Source organism: Microbacterium saccharophilum, from assembly GCF_007992455.1.
Taxonomy (GTDB): domain Bacteria; phylum Actinomycetota; class Actinomycetes; order Actinomycetales; family Microbacteriaceae; genus Microbacterium; species Microbacterium saccharophilum.
This window is the reverse complement of sequence record NZ_BKAH01000003.1, coordinates 331,490-350,083: the sequence shown is the minus strand read 5'-3', so window position 1 is coordinate 350,083 and position 18,594 is coordinate 331,490. Positions and strand designations below refer to the sequence as shown.

Sequence of the window (18,594 nt, the reverse complement as noted above, 5' to 3'; positions counted from 1 at the left end):
CGAGAGCACCAACAGCACTCAAGGAGACCCGATGCCCGCATCTCACACCATCCGCCGCCGCGGCGGAATCGTCCTCGCGCTGGCGGCCGCCGCCGCGCTCGCCCTGTCCGCCTGCTCGTCGACGGCCGCCCCCTCGGCGTCCTCCTCGGGCGACGCGGGCGCTTCCGCCGACTTCGGCGAGATCAGCGTGCAGTACTCGTGGATCAAGAACGAGGAGTTCGCCGGCGAGTTCTACGCCTATGACAACGGCTACTACGACGAGGCCGGCTTCTCGAACGTCGTCGGCGTCGCCGGCCCCGACACCGGCGTGGCGAAGCTGCTCTCCGGCTCGGTCCAGTTCGCCCTCACCGACGCTGCCTCGGTCGGCGCTGCGGTGGCCGAGCAGGATGCCCCGCTGAAGATCATCGCGACGACGTTCCAGAAGAACCCGTTCACGATCCTGTCGCTGAAGGACGGCGCGAACATCGCGACGCCCGAGGACCTCATCGGCAAGAAGATCGGCGTGCAGGACTCGAACGCCTCGGTCTTCAAGGCCCTGCTCGCCGCCAACGGCATCACCGAGGACCAGCTCACGATCGTCCCGGTCGACTTCGACCCGACTCCGCTGATGAACGGCGACGTCGACGGCTTCATGGCATACCTGACCAATGAGGCCATCACGGTCGAGATGGCCGGTTATGAGGTCACGAACCTCGCCTACGCCGAGAACGGCCTGCCCTACGTGGCGGAGTCGTACGCCGTGACCGACGACTACCTCGCGAACAACAAGGACCTCATCAAGGCGTTCCTGATCGCCGAGATCAAGGGCTGGACGGACACCTTCACACAGCCCATCGACGACACCGTCGCGCTCGTGACGAAGTACTACAACGAGTCGGCCTCTGCCGGTGACCTCACCTTCGGAGACCTCGACCCCGACAAGGTCGCGGCCGGCGTCGAGGCCCAGGCGAAGCTGATCTCGACGGACGAGACCGAGGCGAACGGTCTGTTCACGATCTCGGACGACCTGAAGACGCAGACCCTCGCGTCGCTCGCCGCCTCGGGCTGGGACCTCACGGCCGACCAGTTGTTCGACACGACGATCATCGACGAGATCTACGCCGAGAACCCCGACCTGAAGTCGTACCTCCCGTAACAACATGACCATGGCAGAAACCCTGGATGCCGGTGCTCTCGCGGGCACCGGCATCCAGATCTCCGGAGTATCGAAGTCGTTCACCTTGCGCGGGGGCAGGTCGCTGCAGGCGCTGCAGAACACCGACCTGCACACCGAGAAGGGGTCATTCCTGGCCCTGCTCGGGCCGTCCGGGTGCGGCAAATCCACGATCCTGCGCATCCTCGCAGCTCTCGACCACCCGTCCGACGGCATGGCGCTCGTCGACGGCGAGACGCCCGACCAGCTTCGCGCGAAGAGCGAGCTGGGCATCGCCTTCCAAGACCACGCGCTGCTGCCCTGGCGCAGCATCCGCAAGAACATCGAGCTGCCGTTCGAGGTCGCCGGTCGCCCCGTCGACAAGGCCTACGTCGACGAGCTCATCGACCTCGTGGGCCTGCGTGATTTCGCGAACGCGAAGCCCGCGCAGCTGTCGGGCGGCATGCGCCAGCGCGCCTCGATCGCGCGCGCCCTCGTGCTCAAGCCCTCTGTGCTCCTTCTCGACGAGCCGTTCGGCGCGCTCGACGACATGACCCGCCAGAACCTCAACCTTGAGTTGCTGCGCATCTGGACCGAGAAGCCCGCGACGACGCTGCTGGTCACCCACGGCATCAGCGAAGCCATCTTCCTCGCCGACCGCGTCGCCGTCATGTCGCCGCGTCCCGGGCGGGTCAAGGAGATCATCGAGGTCGACCTGCCGCGCCCACGAACCCCCGAGATGATGCGCACGCCCGAGTTCCACGCGCTCGTGGACCGGGCATCCGAACTGCTGTTCGGTGCGGACGGGCACGCCGAAGCGGAGGCGTGAGGTGACCAAGGCTCACATACCCGGCTGGCTCGCCGCGACGCTCGGAGGCGTCGGGCTGGTCCTCGCGTGGTGGCTGTTCTCGCTGCTCGCGTTCCAGCAGCAGGAGGGCACGACCTTCACGCCCGTTCCCTCGCCGTACGCCGTGTTCGAATGGCTGTTCATCCAGGGCAACATCGCCGGCGCGTGGAGCGTTTTCCAGCCGACGATCACGGCCGCCGCGATCGGGTATCTGTGGGGCAACGGCATCGCACTCGTGCTCGCGACATCCGTGCTCGTCTTCCCCCGCACCGAGACCGTCATCACCCAGATCGCGGTCGTCACCTACTGCCTGCCGGTCGTCGCGGTCGGCGGCATCTCGGTCGTCGTGCTCGGCGGCGCGAAGAACCCCGGCGACCCATCGGCGACGGCGATCTTCCTCGCCGCGCTCGTGTGCGTGTTCACGACGGTCGTCGGCGCGATCCTCGGCTTCAAGTCCGCCGACAAGGCATCCCTCGACGTCGTCCGCGTCTACGGCGGCGGCGCCTGGACGCAGTTGCGCAAGGTGCGGCTGATCGCGGCGCTGCCCGCGATCCTCAACGCCCTGCAGATCGCCGTGCCGACCGCGTTCCTCGGCGCCGTGCTGGGCGAATACCTCGGCTCAATCACCGCAGGAGTCGGGCCCACACTCATCCGCCTGCAGGGGCAACTCGACTCGGCCGGCGTGTGGTCGGTGTTCCTGCTGTGCGCCGTGTTCGCCCTCGCCGCGTACGGCCTGTTCGGCCTCGTGATCAAGCTCGTCACTCCCTGGGTCGCAGGCGCCGCGGGTGTGGCTGGGAAGGCGGCCTGATGTCTCCGCGTGCAACTCTCGATCCGGTCACCGCCGGAGGAGCCACCGTCCAGCTGGCCGTGGCAGCGGATGCCGCGGCGCAGGCGCGCCTGCGCGCCGAGCGCCGGCGCGCACTGCGCAAGACGGTGCTGCGCTCGCTCGGTAACGCCGGGATCACGATCATCGTGCTGCTTCTGCTGTGGCAGGCGGTCGTCAGTCTCACCGGCATCTCGCCGTACATCGCGAAGGGTCCGCTGGACGTGTGGGAGTTCCTCTTCACGTCGCCGAATGCCGAGGCGAACCGCGCACAGCTGTTCCCGCTCGTCGGGCAGACGCTCGTGGACTCGTCGCTCGGGTTCGTCGTCGGCATGATCGTCGCGATCGTGCTGGCGGTGGCGTTCAGCCTGTCGAAGGCGGTCGAGGCGGGCGTCATGCCGCTCGTGCTGCTGCTGCGGACGATCCCCCTCGTGTCGATCGCGCCGGTGATCATCCTCATGACGGGGCGCGGCACCACGGCATCCGTCGCCGTCATCGGCACCATCGTCGTGCTCTTCCCCGCTCTCGCCAACGTGCTCTTCGGGCTGAGCCGGGCGAGCCGGCAGAGTCTCGACGTCGTGCACGTGTTCGGCGGCGGACGCCTCACGGCGCTGCGCAAGGTCAACCTGCCCGGGGCGCTGCCGTCGATCTTCGCGGCGGCGCGCGTGTCGGTGCCGGGGGCGGTGACCGGTGCTCTGCTGGCCGAGTGGCTGTCGACGGGCGCCGGCATCGGCGGGTCGATCCTTAAGTTCAACGCGCAGGCTCAGTTCGCGCAGCTGTGGTCGTCGATCGCGCTCATCACGCTCATCACGCTGTTGCTCTACAACCTCGTGCAGATCGTCGAGAACATCGTCCTGACCCGCATGGGCATGTCCCGCTGACCGCCTGACGGTCGCAGACCATGTCCCACTTATCGCAGACCATGTCCCAAAAGAGGTTGGGTTTGGCGCGCTGAACCAGCGATTTTTGGGACATGGTTCTGCGGGCGGATGCTGCGGGGCGGGGCTGGAAGCCGCGCGGCGGACGGATGCCGCGCCGCGGGCCACTCAGTGGGGGTGGCCGCGCAGCGGGATGACGGATGCCGGCAGCTCGTGCACCTTCGCCGACGCCTCGGCGGCCAGCGGGTTGGTCGACACCCCATTCTCGCTCACGAGGCGGCCGCCGACGTAGACGGCCTTGAGGTTGCGGGGACTCATCGCGAGCACGTACGAGCGGACGGGATGCCACAGCGGCCCGACATCCGGCATCCGCGGGTCGACGACGACGAAGTCGGCGAACTTGCCCACCTCGAGCGATCCGACGCGGTCGTCGACGCCCATGATCTCGGCTCCGCCGAGAGTGTGCAGGCGCAGCATGAGCTCGGGCATCATCGACAAAGGATCCTTCGTGCGTGCCCGCTGCATGTAGATGCCCATGCGCATGTTCTGCCACGGGTCACTCACGTCGGTGCACGCCTGATCATCGAGCCCGACACCTACCTTCATGCCCATCTCGAGCATTTCGGGTACCAGCGCGACGCCCGATGCGAGGCGACCGTTGGATGCCGGCTGCCACGACATCGACGCACCGCCTGAGACCGACTCGGCGATGATCTCGGGGGTCGTCTGGATGAAATGGCCGAACATGAGCCCGAGGCCGAGGGCCCCGGCATCCCGATACAGCGCGAACTTGGACTGCTGGTGCTCGACCGCCTCGGGCGACTCGAGGAAGTGCGCCTGGTTCGTCACGCCGTAGCGACGCATCGCCTCGACCTCGAACTCGGCGGCCTCAGGATGCGGCGACCACTGCACCTGGCCCATGATCGACGAGCCGAGGGCGAAGTCGGCGTCCATCGCTCGGGTGTGCGCGACCTCGGCGGCGAAGCGGTCGAAAACCTCGTCGGAGCTGCCGACCGTGACGTCCATGCCCGAGGCATCCACGAAGCGGATGCCCGCATCGAGCGTCCCGTCAGCCTGCCGGTAGTGGTACTCGAGTCCGCGGATGCCCGCGGTGCCCGTGCGCTTGCCGTCGACCATCGACTCCCACGCCTGCAGCGGGTCGGTGAAGTTGTACGCCGTCGTGACGCCGTTGGACAGGAAGTCGAGCGACCCGTGCAGCGTCGACCAGTACAGCTGCTCGGGCGTCATGTGCGCGGTCGTGCCGAGCATCGCGTCGCACCAGCCGTAGAGCGTGTCGGCGACGCCGAGGCCGCGCAGGCCGCTCGTGAACAGGTGCGAATGGCTCGAGACGAAGCCGGGCGCGACGAAGGCGCCCGCGACGTCGAGGGTCTCGTCGGCCGCGGCATCCGGCGTCCCCGACCCGATCGCGGCGATGCGGCCGTCTTCGATCAGCATCCAGCCGTCTTCGATGTACCCGGGGTCGGCGGTGCCGGCGGGGATCGTGATGAGACGCGCGTGGGTGACCAGAAGAGACATGCTCGTCACGGTATCCGGGCGATGTTTCCGCGCTGTCACGGCCTGGAAACACGCAGGCACGCCCCGGAAACACGCGGGTTCTAGCGTCTATCCATGGAACGGTTCACAGTCACGGTCTTCTGCGGATCCTCGCCGGGGTTCGACCCGATCTACGTCGACGCCGCCCGCGCGGTCGGCACCGCGATCGGTCGCGCCGGCATGAACCTCGTCTACGGCGGCGGACACGTCGGGCTCATGGGCACGGTGGCGGATGCCGCGGTGGCAGCCGGCGCGCACGTCACGGGCGTCATCCCGCGCGCACTGCAGGCGCGCGAGGCCGTCAACCACAACATCGCCGAGCTCGTCATCGTCGACACGATGCACGAGCGCAAGATGATGATGGCCGACCGGGCCGACGCGTTCCTGGCGCTGCCCGGCGGGCCGGGCACGCTCGAGGAGCTCACCGAGCAGTGGACGTGGGCGCAGCTGGGCATCCACACCAAGCCCGTCGGCCTGCTCAACATCGACGGCTACTTCGATCCGCTGCTCGCGTTCGTCGCGAACATGCGCGACCGCGGCTTCACCCACCCGCGCTACACCGACATGCTCGTCGTGGCGACCGAGGCCGACGAGGCCCTCGCGCGGTTGCGCGACTACGTACCGCCGGCGCACAGCGAGGCATCCCCCGGCGCCGAGATGACCGGCGCGCTGTCGCTGCCCGTGCGGCCCTGACACGGCGGCGCGGCGCGGAGGGTCAGCGCGGCGCGGAGCGGTGGGTCAGCGCAGCGCGGAGGGTCAGCGCGGCTCGGCGGCGAGGTGCAGGATCGACTCGGCGAGGGCGCGGATGCCGTAAGCCACATCGCCCGCCGACACGAATTCGTCGGGGTGATGGCTGATGCCGTCGGGATTGCGCAGGAACAGCATCCCCACGTCGGTGATCGCACCGAGCGCCATGCCGTCGTGGCCGGCCGGGCTGAACAGCACGGGCGCCGCGTCGGAGCGCACGGGCAGGGTTGCACGGATGCCGGCGGCCACGACATCCTGCAGCAGGGGCGCGCAGAACACCGCCGGGGCGCTGTGCACCTCGCGGGCTGACCAGCGCAGTCCGCGGCGGCCCATGATCTCGTCGAGGTCGCGCGAGAGCACGTCCCACACGCGGTCGCGTTCGCCGTCGAACTCGCCGCGCAGATCGAGCGAGAACCGCACCTCGCCGGGGATCACGTTGACGGCGCCGGGAAAGGCCTCGAACCGGCCCACCGTGCCGATGATGTGGTGCTCCGCCGCGCAGACGCGCTCGACGGCGAGTGCCGCTTCGCTTGCGCCCAGCAGGGCATCGCGGCGCATGTCGTAGGGGGTGCCGCCGGCGTGCCGCGCCTCACCCTCGACGACGAGCTGGAACCGGCGTGCCGACGCGATCGATGACACGACTGCGAGGGGTTCGCCGGCGCGGTCGAGCGCGGGGCCCTGCTCGATGTGGGCCTCGAGGTACGCGACGAGCTCATCGGGGCGGCGGGCCGCCTCTCCGATCCGCGCGGGGTCGAGACCGAACTCGAGGAACGCCTGCCGCAGGCTCACGCCGTCGGCATCCGTCAGCGTCCACCACGCGTCGTTCCACGAACCGGCGACAGCCGACGAACCCAGCAGCGCCTTGCCGAACCGGGTGCCCTCTTCGTCCGAGAAGGCGACGACCTCGATCGGGAACGGCAGCGGCACGGCCCAGCCGGTGTCGGTCGGAACCCGCAGCAGCCGCACGACCTCAAGCGCGATGAGCACGCCCGCGATGCCGTCGAACCGGCCCGCGTCGATGACGGTGTCGAGGTGCGATCCGAGCAGCAGTGCGGGGGTGTCGGATGGTCTCGATACACCGTCGCTGCGCGACGGCACTCGACCACCGGCCGCCTCGATCCGCCCGACCTGGTTGCCGGCGGCATCCTGCCACGTGCGCATGCCGACCTCGCGCATCCACTCGGCGGCGAGACGGTTGACGCGGGCGTGCTCGGGCGAGAGGTAGACGCGCTCGATGCGCCCGGGCGTCGCGGTGACGCGGGCGAGCTCGTCGCAGCGCGCCATGACGCGGCGCGCTGCTGCCGCGACGGCATCCGGCGACGCGGTGAGCAGGCGAGGCGCAGCGCTCACGCGGCCCCCGCGTAGACGTCAGCGGCGGCCTCGACACCGCCGCCCGCGGGCACGGATGCCCCGAACCGCCGCAACACGGCCTCGAGCGCCGCGAGCGTCGTGAGCACGGCGTCCTTGCGGGCGTTGTAGCCCATCGTCCCGACGCGCCAGACGCGTCCGTGCAGGGGTCCGAACGAGGTGCCGATCTCGATGCCGAAGTCCTCCAGCAGGGCCGAACGCGCGGCATCCCCCGGCACGCCCTCGGGGATCTCGACGGCGACGACGTTGTTCATCTTGTGCGCGACGTCGCCGAAGACGCCGAGGCCGAGGCCCCGCACGCCCGCGAGCATCGCGCGGCCGGCGAGCTCGTGCCGGGCGATGACGTCGTCACGCCCCTCGAGCAGCAGCACGCGCGCGCACTCGCGCGCCGCGTACAGCATGCTCGTCGCCTCGGTGTGGTGGTTGAGCCGCCGCGGCCCCCAGTAGTCGAGGATCATGCCGAGGTCGAAGTAGTTCGAGAGCACGAAGTCGGATGCCGCGACGTCGCCCGCCTCGCGGATGCCCGCTTCGACACGCCCGCGCGAGCGGATGACGTCGACGGCGCGCTCAGACAGCGTGATCGGCGACGAGCCCGACGGCCCACCGAGACACTTCTGCAGGCCGGCGGTCGCGGCATCCAGTCCCCACGCATCCGCATCGAACGCGTTGCCGCCGAGCGACGCGGTCGCGTCGGAGTAGAACAGGACCCCATGGCGGGCGCAGATCGAGCCGATGTCCTCGAGCGGCTGGTTCATCGTGGTCGAGGTGTCGCCCTGCACGAGGGCGAGCAGCGTCGGCTTCACGCGGATGATCGCCTCTTCGATGACGGATGCCGGGAACACCTGCCCCCATTCAGTCTCGATCGTGTGCACCTCGGCCTGCGCGCGCTCGGCGATCTCGGCGAGCAGGTGCCCGAACCGCCCGAAAACGGGCACGAGCACACGATCGCCGGGTCGCACGAGCGAGACGATGGCGGCCTCGATGCCGGCGCGGCTCGTTCCGTCGATGAGCAGGGTCGCGTCGTTCGCGGTGTTCCAGACGCGTCGGTAGAGTTCCTGCGTCTCGGCCATCGCGGTCGTCATGAACGGGTCGTACTGCCCGACGAGCGGTGCCGACATCGCGCGCAGGACGCTGGGGTAGGCCGAGATGGGGCCAGGGCCCATCAGCAGGCGTGCGGGCGGGTCCACCGGGCCGGGGATCGCAGGGCCGGGGATAGCGGGGCCGGGGATGACGGTGGTCATGGTGCTTCCGTTCCGGTGGTGAGGGCGTGCAGGGCGAGGCCCTGGCGCACGAGGGCGATGTCAGTTCCGGCGCGCGCGACGAGGCAGACGCCGACGGGTGCGGGGCCGAGGGGCGAGGCGACCGTGAGCAGCGGCACCGACAGGGCGGGCAACCCGGCGACGGCGGCGGGGGTCGTGAGCCGCAGCGTCGCCTGGCGCACGGCGTCGATGCCCGCGCCGCCGGCCGTGCGCGCGGGGGCAGGGCCGGGCGCGGTCGGCAGGATCAGGACGGCATCCGTCACGAGGTCGATCAGCCGCGCGCGCAACGGGGCGATGGCGGTGCGGGCTGCGGCCTCGTCGGCGGCCGTGACGGCGGCGGCCGCACGGAACCGCTCGGCGACGGCCGGTCCCGTGGCGCCCGGGTGCGCGCGCAGCCAGTCGCCGTTGTTGCGCCAGGCCTCCGCGCCCTGCACCGTGCGGAACGGCACGAGGTAGTCGTCGAGGTCGCCGATCGAGGCGGTCTCGACCGGCAGAGCGGATGCCGCGACGAAGGCCTCGAACGCGGCGCGCGTGGCGGCATCTGCGGCATCCAGCGCCTCGGCCGGGATGACGAAGCGCCACGGCAGGTCGGCGCCGGACTCACCGAAGACCGACTCGGTCGAGTCCGACCCGTCGTAGCTGAGGCACCAGTCCGCGACGCGCTGCAGGGTCGCGCCGTCGCGCGTGAGCCAGCCGACGGTGTCGAAGCTCTGCGCGAGCGGGAGTAGGCCCTGCCGCGGCACGAGGCCGTGCGTCGTGCGCAGACCCCACAGCCTCTGGTACGACGCGGGCACGCGCACGGATCCGGCGGTGTCGGTCGCGAGGCCGATGTCGGCCTGGCCCGTCGCGACGGCGGTCGCCGGTCCGCTCGACGAGCCGCCGGGCAGGGCCCCCGGGAGGGCTCCGTTGGGCGGGGTGCCGTAGTGCGCGTTGTCGCCCGCGATCGAGTACGCGAACTCGTCGGTGCGGGCGATGCCGCGCAGCGACGCGCCGCCGCGGAGCAGGTCGGCGACGGCGGGAGCCGTCGTCGTCTCGGCGCGCGCCGAGTCGAGGTAGGTGGGGTTGCCCGCGCCGATGCGGTAGCCCTTGATCGCGAAGAGGTCCTTGACGGCGACGGTGAGGCCTTCGAGCGGGCCCTCCCACGCGCCCTGGAACAGCGGGTCACCGACCGATCGCCAGACCGACCGGTCGAGCGCCTGCGCGCGCGGCGTGACGTGGGCGGCCGTGATGAGCCAGCGCCCGTCGAGGCGCTCCCAGACCTGCGTCTGCAGTCCCGTGCCACCACCGCGGAAGCGCGAGACCGACACGAGCAGCGCGACGTCGTCTGCCAGCGGGCGGTACTCGATGCGCTCGATCGTCCGGGGCGGAACCCCGCCGCGCACGCCGCGGAACGCGCTGATCGTGTCGTGCCCGACGAGCAGGCCCGCACCGTCGCCGCGCATCGTTTCGGCGCCGGGCGCGAACGCGGCATCCAGCGCATCGATGTCGTTCGCGAGGATCGCGGCCTCGTACGCGTCGAAAGCCGCGCGCAGGTCGGCGGGGATCTCGGTCATGCGTCACCCCTCTCCGCCGACGCGGGCGCACAACTCAGGCAGAACCCCGCCCGCGGACGTCGAAACCCCGGCTTGAGCCCCGAACAGCCTGAGTTATGCGCCGCGCTCACGCGTCACCCGCCGTCTCGACGCCGGCGAAGTCGGCCTCGCGGATGCGGGCGTGCACGCCGCACACGATGTCGACGACCTGCGAGATGTCGAAGTCGGTGGCCGCCGACAGGTACGCGTAGGCGAGGTGCTCGGCCATGCCGTACCGGCCCGCGAGCAGGTCGAGCGCCGCGCGCACGGCCTTGCGCATCGCCTCGTTGAGGTCGGGGTCGAGGCCCGTCGGCACGAGGTACTCGCCCGTCCGCACGAGGGGGCCGGTGATCTCGCCGAAGGCGGCGAGCGCCTCGGCGCGCGGCACGACCTCGAAGCGCAGCGTCGCGCGCAGGGATGCCTCGAGCGCCGTCAGGGCTACTTCGCCGTCGCCCTGCGCGAAGTGCGGGTCGCCGACGTAGGCGAGGGCGCCCGGCACCTGCACGGGCAGGTACAGGACCGTGCCCTCCACGAGAAGGTTGATGTCGATGTTGCCGCCGTGCGACCCGGGGGGCACCGAGTGCGGGCGCTCCGGACCCGCTACGGCGACGCCCATCGTGCCGAGGAACGGCGCGAGCGGAAAGCCCACGACGCGCTCGCCACCCTCGACGAGCGGCAGGCGTCCCGCGCCGCCGGCCACCGGCGTGAAGACGCTGACGTTCTCGGGGCCGCGCGGCAGCGTGCCGGGCAGGGCCCCCTTGCCGTGCCGGTTCGAGATGACGCCGTACGGCACGCGCGGTGCGAGATCGACGACCGTGATCTTGAGCAGGTCGCCGGGCTCGGCTCCCTCAACGAAGACGGGACCCGTGACGACGTGCGGCCCGTCCGCGGCGGCGTCGCGGGGGACGGATGCCGCGATCTCGATCGCGTCGGTGAGCACGGCCTCGGGCGCGACCCCGTGTCCCGTGAAGTAGGCGAACGGATCCTGCCCCTGATCAGGCAGGATGCCTTCGTGGCTGACGGTGTCGAACGTGACGGTCGCCCCGGCCGGAACGGCCAGCACCGGGGCATCCGTCTCGCACGGCAACCTCCCCCACAGCACCGTCTGCGGCGACGCGGCGACGTAGTGGTCGCCGGGGATGGGCCCGACTCCGGGCTGCAGGATCTCGCTCACGCCGTTCCTCTCGACAGGAGGCGGCCCGCCGGTGAGCGCCTCAGCCACGGCGCCTCGCCGGCGCCGCCTTCGCTCGCGTCGTACACACTCTGCCCGCGCAGCCACGTGCGGCGCACGCGTCCGGTGAGGACCTTGCCGTCGTAGGCCGAGATGGGGTTGCGGTGCTGCAGGGCGCGCGCCTCGATGCGCAGGGTGTCGTCGAGGCCGAACACCGCGAGGTGCGCGGGCGCGCCGACGACGATCTCGCCGACGCCCGTCAGCCCCGCGACGCGCGCGGGACCGGTCGTGAACAGCGGCAGGAGGGTGTCGAGCGGGATGCCGCGGCGGCGCGCCTCGGTCCAGACGGCCGAGAGCCCCACCTGCAGGCCGGCGATGCCGCCCCACGCGAGACCGAAGTCGCCGTTCCCCGAGCGCTTGAGGTCGACGGTGGAGGGCGAGTGGTCGCTCACGATCGCGTCGATCGTTCCGTGGAGGATGCCCTGCCACAACAGGTCCTGATTGCCTGCTTCGCGGATCGGCGGGCAGCACTTGAACTCGCTCGCGCCGTCGGGGATCTCCTCGGCGGTGATCGTCAGGTAGTGCGGGCAGGTCTCGACGGTGAGGTCGACCCCGTCGGCCTTCGCCGCGGCGATCGCGGGCAGAGCCCGGGCGTCGCTCAAGTGCAGGATGTGGGCGCGTGCGCCGTGACGCCGCGCGGCGGCGATGACGGCGTCGATCGCGGCCTCCTCGCTCGCCGGCGGGCGCGACGCGAGGAAGGCGGCGTAGCCGCGCCCGAGCGACCCGTCACCGGAAAGGAGGTCGGGGTCTTCCGCATGGACGATCAGGCGCGAGCCGATCGACGCGACCTCGGCCATCGCCCGGTCGAGCTGGGCGCGATCGAGGTGGCCGAACTCGTCGACGCCGCTCGGTGCGAGGAAGCACTTGAACCCGTACACCCCGGCGTCGTGGACCGGCCCGAGCGCACCGAGGTTCTCGGGGACGGCGCCGCCCCAGAACCCGATGTCGACATAGGCGGATGCCGCGGCCGCCGCCCGCTTGATCTCGAGGGCCTCGGTCGTCGTCGTCGGCGGGATCGAGTTGAGCGGCATGTCGACGAGGGTCGTGACGCCGCCCGCGGCCGCGGCGAGGGTCGCCGACCGGAAGCCCTCCCATTCGGTGCGGCCGGGTTCGTTGACGTGCACGTGCGAGTCGACGAGACCGGGGACGAGGGCCGCGTCCTCGGGCACTTCGACGGCGCCGCGCGGGGCACCGTGGGGCACCCGGACGTCCGCGATGACGCCGCCGCGCACGACGACCTCGGCCGGGCGGAACGCACCGTCGATCCACGCGCGCTCCGCACGGATCACGAGCTCCGCGGCATCCACCTGCACTTCACCGGTCTTCACGCTTCTAAAGCTATTGCTTAACGTGACGCGAGCGATTACCCCCACGTAACGGGCGTGTGAAACGCCGCGGGGTTCAGACGCCGCACGCCGGGAGGATCGTCAGCCAGATCGCCGAGGCCACCTCCGCCGTCTGATTGACGACGCGGTGCGGCCGCGACGCGGCGAACGAGAGCGACCCCCCTGCGCCGAGCCGCACGGCGCCTTCCGTGAACTCGAACGTGAGCTCGCCCGAGCGCACGTAGCCCGACTCGAGGCCGTCATGCACGAGCATCGCACCGTCGGCGCTCGACGCGGAGCCAGGCGGGTAGATCGACTCGAAGAAGTCCACGCCGGGAAGAGGCGCCGGCGACAGCCGCCGGTAGACGACGCCCTGGTCCAGCTGTGCGGGGGCAGCCTCGCCCGGTTGCGTGACGAGGACCCCCGGGACGGGCTCGGCGACGTCACCTGCGGCGTGATCGAGGTCGGGTGCGAACAGATCGAGATCATCGAAGATCGCCGACACGGGAGCGCCCAGCACGGCGACGAGCTCGACGAGCCGGTTGACCGAGGGACGCATCGTGCCCGTCTCGATCTGCGACAGCGCGCTCGACGAGATGCCGAGCTGCTGTGCGACCGACGCGAGGGAGCGGCCCGAGGCCGTCCGCAGCCGACGCAGTCGCGCACCGATCTGTGCGGGCAGGGGGCTCTCTTCCACGGCATCCTCCGGTCCTCGTGCGCGACCCATCGTATGCGCGACCGACTCCGCGCGTGTTCAGTCATGACTTAACACAACCGTTACACCGCCTTCATGGCGAGCGCGACCGCGCTCGCTTTACTGGGGCCACACAGTACCTCGCACCGTCCGTCGGCCGTGTCGACGGCGGACCGAACCCGGGAGTCCTTCACATGGCACGATTCCGTCCTCGCATCGCCGCCGCGCTGGCCGTGGCATCCGTCCTCATCCTGTCCGCCTGCAGCTCGGGTGACACGACACCCGCGTCGTCGGATGCCGCCGAGACCGTCACCGTCAAGATCGGCACCCTGCGCGGCCAGCCGCACTTCTACCAGCCGTTCCTCTACGACGACCACGCCGTCGACGGTGTGAAGTTCGAGGTCGTCACGCTCGACACGACGCCCGCCCTGTCCGACGCGCTCGTGTCGGGGTCGATCGACTTCGCCATCTCGGGTGTCACCCCGACGATCTCCTCCATCGCGCAGGGCCGCGACCTCAAGATCATCGCGAGCGCCGCCGACGGCGGATCCGGCTTCATCGGCAACGGCGAGTCGAGCCTCGACGAGCTCGTCGGCAAGAAGATCGGCATCGTCCAGGGTTCGGCCCAGGAGGTCGCCCTCCGCCTGCTGATCGATGAGGCCGGCCTCACCCCCGAGGACTTCGAGCTCTCGGTGATCCCCGTGCCCGAGATGGCGTCGGCGTTCATCGCGGGCGACATCGACGCGTTCATGGGCGTCGAGATCGGCGTCTCGATCGCGAAGAACGCGGGCGGCACCGAGGTCGTCGATCCGTACTCGACGCCCATCGGCAAGGTCAACATCGGCCTGGTCACCACCGGCAAGCTCATCGAGGAGAACCCCGAGCTCGTGCAGAAAGTCGTCGACACGCACGCCGCGACGACCGCCTACATGGCCGACAACATCGAGGAGTGGCTGCCCGGCATGGTCGAGGAGTTCGGCGGTGACGAGGACGTGTTCACGTCGGCGCTGGCGAACTTCTGGCTGCGCTCGGATCTGTCCGACGAGTACGTCGGACAGCTCTCCGCCCTCGCCGAGGCGATGGCCTCGATCGGGCTCATCACCACGACGCCCACGGGCGACGACATCGTGGACACCTCCTTCACCTCGTGATCGCGCGTGCGGGGGCGGCTGCGGCCTCCCCCGCACGCCAGAAGGGCGGCCGCATGGCCACGCAGACGACGGCGCGACCCGTGCGCCGACGCCCTCCCGCGCAACGACCCAATCAGCGCGCACTCCTCACGCGGATCCTCCTCGGGATCCCGATCCCGTTCCTGTTCCTCGTCTTGTGGCAGGTCGGGCGCGACCAGGCGTGGGAGATTCCCCTCATCGGCATCCGGATGGGGTACCTGCCCGCCCCCGGCGACGTCGTCGCGTCGCTGTGGGACTACGCATTCGGGGGCATCCACGACGACGCCTTCTCCGGCGACCTGTGGGTCAACCTCGGGGCGTCGTCGCTGCGGGTGCTCATCGGCTTCCTCATCGCGTCGGTGCTGGCCATCCCCCTCGGCATCCTGATGGGCCGCTACTACAAGATGGACGCGATGTTCGATCCGTTCATCAACCTGTTCCGGCCGATTCCGGCGACGGCGTGGGTGCCCCTCGTCGGCCTCCTCATCGGCTGGGGCGACCAGGCGACGATCTTCCTGATCGCCCTCTCGTCGTTCTTCCCGATCGTGCTCGGCGCGATCAGCGGATCCAAAGAGGTCCCGGGTCGGCTCATCGAGGCCGGGCAGATGCTCGGCGCCAGGCGGTGGGAGATCCTCGGCCAGATCGTCGTGCCCGCCTCGGCGGCAGCCGTCATCAACGGAATGCGCGTCGGGCTCGGGCTCGCCTGGGTCGTGCTCGTGCTCGGCGAGAGCGTCGGCGTCAACGTCGGCCTCGGCTCTGCGATCATCCTCGCCCGCGACGTCGTGCGCACCGACATGATCGTCGTCGGCATGATCGTGATCGGCCTCGCCGGCTTCCTCTCCGACCGCATCCTCGTCGGAGTCTTCCGCCTGCTCACGCGCGGGCGCCCCCTGGTGAAGTGACGGGAGCACAGCACATGACCGATCTGACCACCGCCGACGTCGTCCTGCAGGATCTCGGCAAGCGCTACGGTCCGGAATGGGCCGGCGTGCAGGCCGTCGCCGACGTCGACATCGACATCGCGGCGGGCGAGTTCATCGCCGTCGTCGGCGCATCCGGCTGCGGCAAGAGCACCGTGCTGCGCATCCTCGCCGGATTCGAGCCCGCCACGAGCGGCAGCGTCACCGTCGGCGGGCGGCCCGTGACCGCCCCCGGTCCGGACCGCGGGGTCGTCTTCCAGGACTACGGGCTGTTCCCCTGGCTCACGGTGCGCGAGAACATCGCCTACGGCCCGAAACGGCGGCGCCTGCCGCGCGCACGTGTGCGCGAGCTTGCGGACCGGTTCACCGAGACCGTCGGGCTCAGCCGCTTCGCCGACCGGTACCCGGGCGAGCTGTCCGGCGGCATGCAGCAGCGGGTCGCGATCGCCCGCGTCCTCGCGAACGAGCCGAGCGTGCTGCTGATGGATGAGCCGTTCGGCGCGCTGGATGCGCTGACCCGCTCGGACCTGCAGGCCGAGCTCAAGCGCATCCACCTCGAGACCCGCACAACCGTCGTCTTCGTCACGCACTCGATCGAAGAGGCCGTGTTCCTCGCCGACCGCGTGGTGGTGATGACCGGTGGGGCCTCGCACGGCGTGCCCGGGCACATCGCGCGCATCGTGCCGATCGACCTGCCCGAGCCGCGGGATGTCACGACCCCCGCGTTCAACGCGTACAAGCGCGAGATCTCCGACCTGGTGCACGGCGCAGGCGATCACGCGTGACCCCGGCCGCGGGGCAGCGCCTCACACAGCGACGAGGCGGGGCGGGCTCACGTACTCGCTGCGCTTGCTCGTCTTCAGCCCCATCCGCACCATCGCGGTCGCGAGGCCCACAGCCGACGCGACACCGTCGACCCGGGGCGCTGAGCGCACGTTACGGGGCCGAAACGCCGCGGCGATACGGTCGGTGCATGAGACTCGACGAGTTCAACGCCACCGACCGCGAGACGGCCACGGCGACGGTCGCGGTGTGGGCGGCGGTACCCACGTGGGTCGACGCGGTCGTCGCAGCACGTCCGTACGCCTCGGTCGGCGAGGCTGCCGCGCGCGCCGACGCGCTTGCCCGACGCTGGAGCGACGCCGACCTGGATGCCGCGCTCGCTCACCACCCGCGCATCGGGCAGAAGCCCGCGGGGTCGGGGGCGGAAGCCGCAGCGAGCACCCGCGAGCAGGCGGCGATGGCGACGGCATCCGTGTCGGCGACGGATGCCATGGCACAGGCCAACGCCGACTACGAGGCCCGGTTCGGGCGCGTGTTCCTGATCCGCGCCGCGGGCCGCAGTGCCGAAGAGATGCTCGCCGAAGTGCGCCGCCGCCTGGGCAACGACGACGCCGCGGAGGCCGCCGAGGCGCGCGATCAGCTGCGCCAGATCGCGCTGCTGCGCCTGCGCTCAAGCCTGGAGGACTGACATGAGCCACCTGACGACCCACATCCTCGACGCGACCGCGGGTGTGCCGGCGACGGGCGTCGCGGTGACCCTGGCGGGACCCGACGGCGTCGCCGTCGCGTCGGGACAGACCGACGCCGACGGGCGGCTCGCGCTCGGTCCGGACGTGCTGGAGCCGGGCGACTACTCGCTGAGGTTCGACACCAGGCCGTACTTCGCGGCGCAGGGAGTCGAGACCTTCTACCCGTCGGTGACGGTCGCGTTCACCGTCGCAGACCGTCCGCACTACCACGTGCCGTTGCTGCTGAGCCCGTTCGCGTACTCGACGTATCGCGGGTCGTGACGGCGTAACGCCCCGGTAGCGCGACGAAACCTGACGGTGACACAGCCTCCGTAGCCTGCGGATGTGAAGGTCATCATCGTGGGCGCGGGCATCGGCGGGACGAGCGCGGGGATCGCGCTCGCACGACTCGGACACGAGGTCGTCATCTACGACCGGATGCGTGAGAACAAGCCGGTCGGCGCGGCGCTGTCGCTGTGGTCCAACGGCGTCAAGGTGCTCAACTGGCTCGGCGTCGGCGCCGAAGTCGCCGCCCTCGGCGGCGACATGGCCGACATGGTCTACCTCGAGGGACACACCGGTGAGACGATGTGCGACTTCTCGCTCGCCCCGGTCACGGCGATGGCAGGGCAGAAGCCCTACCCCGTCGCCCGCGCCGACTTGCAAGCGCTGCTGATGGAACGCGTCGGCATGGATCGCATCCACCTCGGGCGCCAGGTGGTCGGCATCGCCGATGACGGCACGAAGGTCACGGTGACGTTCGCCGACGGCACGACCGACACGGGCGACCTGCTGATCGGCGCCGACGGCGCTCGCTCGATCACGCGCGACTACGTGCAGCCCGAGGGCGCACCCGAGATCGTGCGCGAGTACTCCGGGTACACCAACTTCAACGGGCTGATTCCGACGGATGCCGCAGTCGGCCGCGCCACCGCGTGGACGACCTACGTCGCCGACGGCAAGCGCGCGGCGGTCATGCCCGTCGCGGGCGACCGGTTCTACTTCTGGTTCGACGTGCCGCAGCCGGCGGGGCTCGAGTACGACCGCGCCGACGGCGTCGCACCGCTGCGTGCGGCGTTCGACGGGTGGGCTCCCGGCGTGCAGGCACTGGTGGATGCCATCGATCCCGAGGCATCCCTCAATCGCGTCGAGATCTGGGACATCACGCCGTTTTCGACGTGGGCGAAAGGGCGCGTCGCGATCCTCGGCGATGCGGCGCACAACACGGCGCCCGACATCGGGCAGGGCGCGTGCTCGGCGCTCGAGGATGCCTTCGCGCTCGGCATCGCGTTCGCGACGAACACCGTGAGCGTCGAAGACACCCTGAAGCGGTACGAGCAGATGCGCGCGGAGCGCGCGGGCGACCTCGTGCTGCGGGCGCGCAAGCGCGGCTACGAGACGCACGCGTTCGACGTGGACGCCACCGAGGCCTGGTACGAGAGCCTGCGCGGCGCCGACGGTGTTGGCATCATCCGCGGGATCGTGGGCAACATCGACGGCACCCCCGTCGACCTCGGCGGCGGGTTGCGCGCGGTCTGAGCCGCGGGGCGCGGGCGGTGCTCGGC

The 18,594-nt window shown here is 70.7% G+C and carries 19 protein-coding genes; 11 read left to right on the top strand and 8 right to left on the bottom strand.

The features are described from left to right. Positions 1-31: 31 nt before the first annotated feature. The 4 genes from MSA03_RS05500 to MSA03_RS05485 are packed head-to-tail and all read left to right on the top strand — an operon-like array spanning position 32 to position 3,683. The gene (locus tag MSA03_RS05500; RefSeq protein WP_028497157.1) at positions 32-1,135 is read left to right on the top strand and encodes an ABC transporter substrate-binding protein; all 1,104 of its coding nucleotides are present in this window, start codon (positions 32-34) and stop codon (positions 1,133-1,135) included. A 4-nt stretch (positions 1,136-1,139) separates the two neighbouring features. After that, entirely contained in the window at positions 1,140-1,961 is an 822-nt protein-coding gene (locus MSA03_RS05495; protein ID WP_174799848.1) for an ABC transporter ATP-binding protein, read from the top strand. Position 1,962: 1 nt separating this feature from the next. Continuing rightward, the gene (locus MSA03_RS05490; protein ID WP_028497155.1) at positions 1,963-2,787 is read left to right on the top strand and encodes an ABC transporter permease; all 825 of its coding nucleotides are present in this window, start codon (positions 1,963-1,965) and stop codon (positions 2,785-2,787) included. Next, entirely contained in the window at positions 2,787-3,683 is an 897-nt protein-coding gene (locus tag MSA03_RS05485) for an ABC transporter permease (protein ID WP_036273146.1), read from the top strand. Before MSA03_RS05490 ends, MSA03_RS05485 begins: the two co-directional genes overlap by 1 nt. 165 nt (positions 3,684-3,848) lie before the next feature. Here MSA03_RS05485 and MSA03_RS05480 read toward each other — a convergent pair whose 3' ends face one another. Next, a complete protein-coding gene (locus MSA03_RS05480; protein ID WP_028497153.1) occupies positions 3,849-5,216 on the bottom strand; it encodes an amidohydrolase family protein in 1,368 nt (455 codons plus the stop codon). 93 nt (positions 5,217-5,309) lie between these two features. Between MSA03_RS05480 and MSA03_RS05475 the strand changes: the two genes are divergently transcribed. Then, positions 5,310-5,927, top strand: coding sequence for an LOG family protein (locus MSA03_RS05475; RefSeq protein ID WP_028497152.1), 618 nt, complete (start codon positions 5,310-5,312; stop codon positions 5,925-5,927). Positions 5,928-5,990: 63 nt separating this feature from the next. On the opposite strand, the gene MSA03_RS05470 is transcribed toward MSA03_RS05475, so the two are convergent. The 6 genes from MSA03_RS05470 to MSA03_RS05445 all read right to left on the bottom strand — a co-directional run bounded on the left by MSA03_RS05470 (position 5,991) and on the right by MSA03_RS05445 (position 13,432). After that, the gene (locus MSA03_RS05470; protein WP_028497151.1) at positions 5,991-7,331 is read right to left on the bottom strand and encodes a Zn-dependent hydrolase; all 1,341 of its coding nucleotides are present in this window, start codon (positions 7,329-7,331) and stop codon (positions 5,991-5,993) included. Next, on the bottom strand, positions 7,328-8,590 hold the full coding sequence (locus tag MSA03_RS05465; RefSeq protein ID WP_051526401.1) for a pyridoxal-phosphate-dependent aminotransferase family protein: 1,263 nt from the start codon (positions 8,588-8,590) through the stop codon (positions 7,328-7,330). The genes MSA03_RS05470 and MSA03_RS05465 overlap by 4 nt, the downstream gene beginning before the upstream one ends. Beyond that, positions 8,587-10,161, bottom strand: coding sequence for an AtzH-like domain-containing protein (locus MSA03_RS05460; RefSeq protein WP_147049934.1), 1,575 nt, complete (start codon positions 10,159-10,161; stop codon positions 8,587-8,589). The genes MSA03_RS05465 and MSA03_RS05460 overlap by 4 nt, the downstream gene beginning before the upstream one ends. Positions 10,162-10,267: 106 nt before the next feature. Further along, positions 10,268-11,353 (bottom strand): acetamidase/formamidase family protein, encoded by a 1,086-nt coding sequence (locus tag MSA03_RS05455; protein ID WP_028497148.1) that lies wholly within the window; start codon positions 11,351-11,353, stop codon positions 10,268-10,270. Further along, entirely contained in the window at positions 11,350-12,723 is a 1,374-nt protein-coding gene (gene allB / locus MSA03_RS05450) for an allantoinase AllB (protein WP_197018636.1), read from the bottom strand. Before allB ends, MSA03_RS05455 begins: the two co-directional genes overlap by 4 nt. Before the next feature lie 88 nt (positions 12,724-12,811). After that, on the bottom strand, positions 12,812-13,432 hold the full coding sequence (locus MSA03_RS05445) for a helix-turn-helix domain-containing protein (protein ID WP_036273144.1): 621 nt from the start codon (positions 13,430-13,432) through the stop codon (positions 12,812-12,814). A 191-nt stretch (positions 13,433-13,623) separates the two neighbouring features. Here MSA03_RS05445 and MSA03_RS05440 point away from each other — a divergent pair, with 191 nt between their 5' ends. The 3 genes from MSA03_RS05440 to MSA03_RS05430 are packed head-to-tail and all read left to right on the top strand — an operon-like array spanning position 13,624 to position 16,303. Next, positions 13,624-14,580, top strand: coding sequence for an ABC transporter substrate-binding protein (locus tag MSA03_RS05440; RefSeq protein ID WP_028497146.1), 957 nt, complete (start codon positions 13,624-13,626; stop codon positions 14,578-14,580). A 53-nt stretch (positions 14,581-14,633) separates the two neighbouring features. After that, entirely contained in the window at positions 14,634-15,500 is an 867-nt protein-coding gene (locus MSA03_RS05435) for an ABC transporter permease (RefSeq protein ID WP_051526407.1), read from the top strand. Positions 15,501-15,514: 14 nt separating this feature from the next. Continuing rightward, positions 15,515-16,303, top strand: coding sequence for an ABC transporter ATP-binding protein (locus MSA03_RS05430; RefSeq protein WP_028497145.1), 789 nt, complete (start codon positions 15,515-15,517; stop codon positions 16,301-16,303). 21 nt (positions 16,304-16,324) lie between these two features. Here the strand turns inward: MSA03_RS05430 and MSA03_RS14630 are convergent, their stop codons facing one another. Beyond that, the gene (locus MSA03_RS14630) at positions 16,325-16,453 is read right to left on the bottom strand and encodes a hypothetical protein (protein ID WP_261798687.1); all 129 of its coding nucleotides are present in this window, start codon (positions 16,451-16,453) and stop codon (positions 16,325-16,327) included. A gap of 38 nt (positions 16,454-16,491) precedes the next feature. Between MSA03_RS14630 and uraD the strand changes: the two genes are divergently transcribed. The 3 genes from uraD to hpxO all read left to right on the top strand — a co-directional run bounded on the left by uraD (position 16,492) and on the right by hpxO (position 18,568). Beyond that, positions 16,492-16,989, top strand: coding sequence for a 2-oxo-4-hydroxy-4-carboxy-5-ureidoimidazoline decarboxylase (gene uraD, locus MSA03_RS05425; protein ID WP_147049933.1), 498 nt, complete (start codon positions 16,492-16,494; stop codon positions 16,987-16,989). A 1-nt stretch (position 16,990) separates the two neighbouring features. After that, positions 16,991-17,311, top strand: a complete 321-nt coding sequence (gene uraH, locus MSA03_RS05420) for a hydroxyisourate hydrolase (RefSeq protein ID WP_028497143.1) — start codon at positions 16,991-16,993, stop codon at positions 17,309-17,311. Positions 17,312-17,374: 63 nt separating this feature from the next. Then, complete coding sequence (hpxO, locus tag MSA03_RS05415; protein ID WP_028497142.1) at positions 17,375-18,568, top strand: FAD-dependent urate hydroxylase HpxO; 1,194 nt, start codon at positions 17,375-17,377, stop codon at positions 18,566-18,568. Positions 18,569-18,594: the final 26 nt, after the last annotated feature.

Bases quoted from the DNA above. Each gene is read 5' to 3' on its own strand.
- uraD (WP_147049933.1), top strand. From the start codon at position 16,492: ATGAGACTCGACGAGTTCAACGCCACCGACCGCGAGACGGCCACGGCG.
- MSA03_RS05475 (WP_028497152.1), top strand. From the start codon at position 5,310: ATGGAACGGTTCACAGTCACGGTCTTCTGCGGATCCTCGCCGGGGTTC.
- MSA03_RS05440 (WP_028497146.1), top strand. From the start codon at position 13,624: ATGGCACGATTCCGTCCTCGCATCGCCGCCGCGCTGGCCGTGGCATCC.
- MSA03_RS05485 (WP_036273146.1), top strand. From the start codon at position 2,787: ATGTCTCCGCGTGCAACTCTCGATCCGGTCACCGCCGGAGGAGCCACC.
- MSA03_RS05435 (WP_051526407.1), top strand. From the start codon at position 14,634: ATGGCCACGCAGACGACGGCGCGACCCGTGCGCCGACGCCCTCCCGCG.
- MSA03_RS05460 (WP_147049934.1), bottom strand. From the start codon at position 10,161: ATGACCGAGATCCCCGCCGACCTGCGCGCGGCTTTCGACGCGTACGAG.
- MSA03_RS05495 (WP_174799848.1), top strand. From the start codon at position 1,140: ATGACCATGGCAGAAACCCTGGATGCCGGTGCTCTCGCGGGCACCGGC.
- MSA03_RS05480 (WP_028497153.1), bottom strand. From the start codon at position 5,216: ATGTCTCTTCTGGTCACCCACGCGCGTCTCATCACGATCCCCGCCGGC.
- uraH (WP_028497143.1), top strand. From the start codon at position 16,991: ATGAGCCACCTGACGACCCACATCCTCGACGCGACCGCGGGTGTGCCG.
- MSA03_RS05430 (WP_028497145.1), top strand. From the start codon at position 15,515: ATGACCGATCTGACCACCGCCGACGTCGTCCTGCAGGATCTCGGCAAG.
- MSA03_RS05465 (WP_051526401.1), bottom strand. From the start codon at position 8,590: ATGACCACCGTCATCCCCGGCCCCGCTATCCCCGGCCCTGCGATCCCC.
- MSA03_RS05500 (WP_028497157.1), top strand. From the start codon at position 32: ATGCCCGCATCTCACACCATCCGCCGCCGCGGCGGAATCGTCCTCGCG.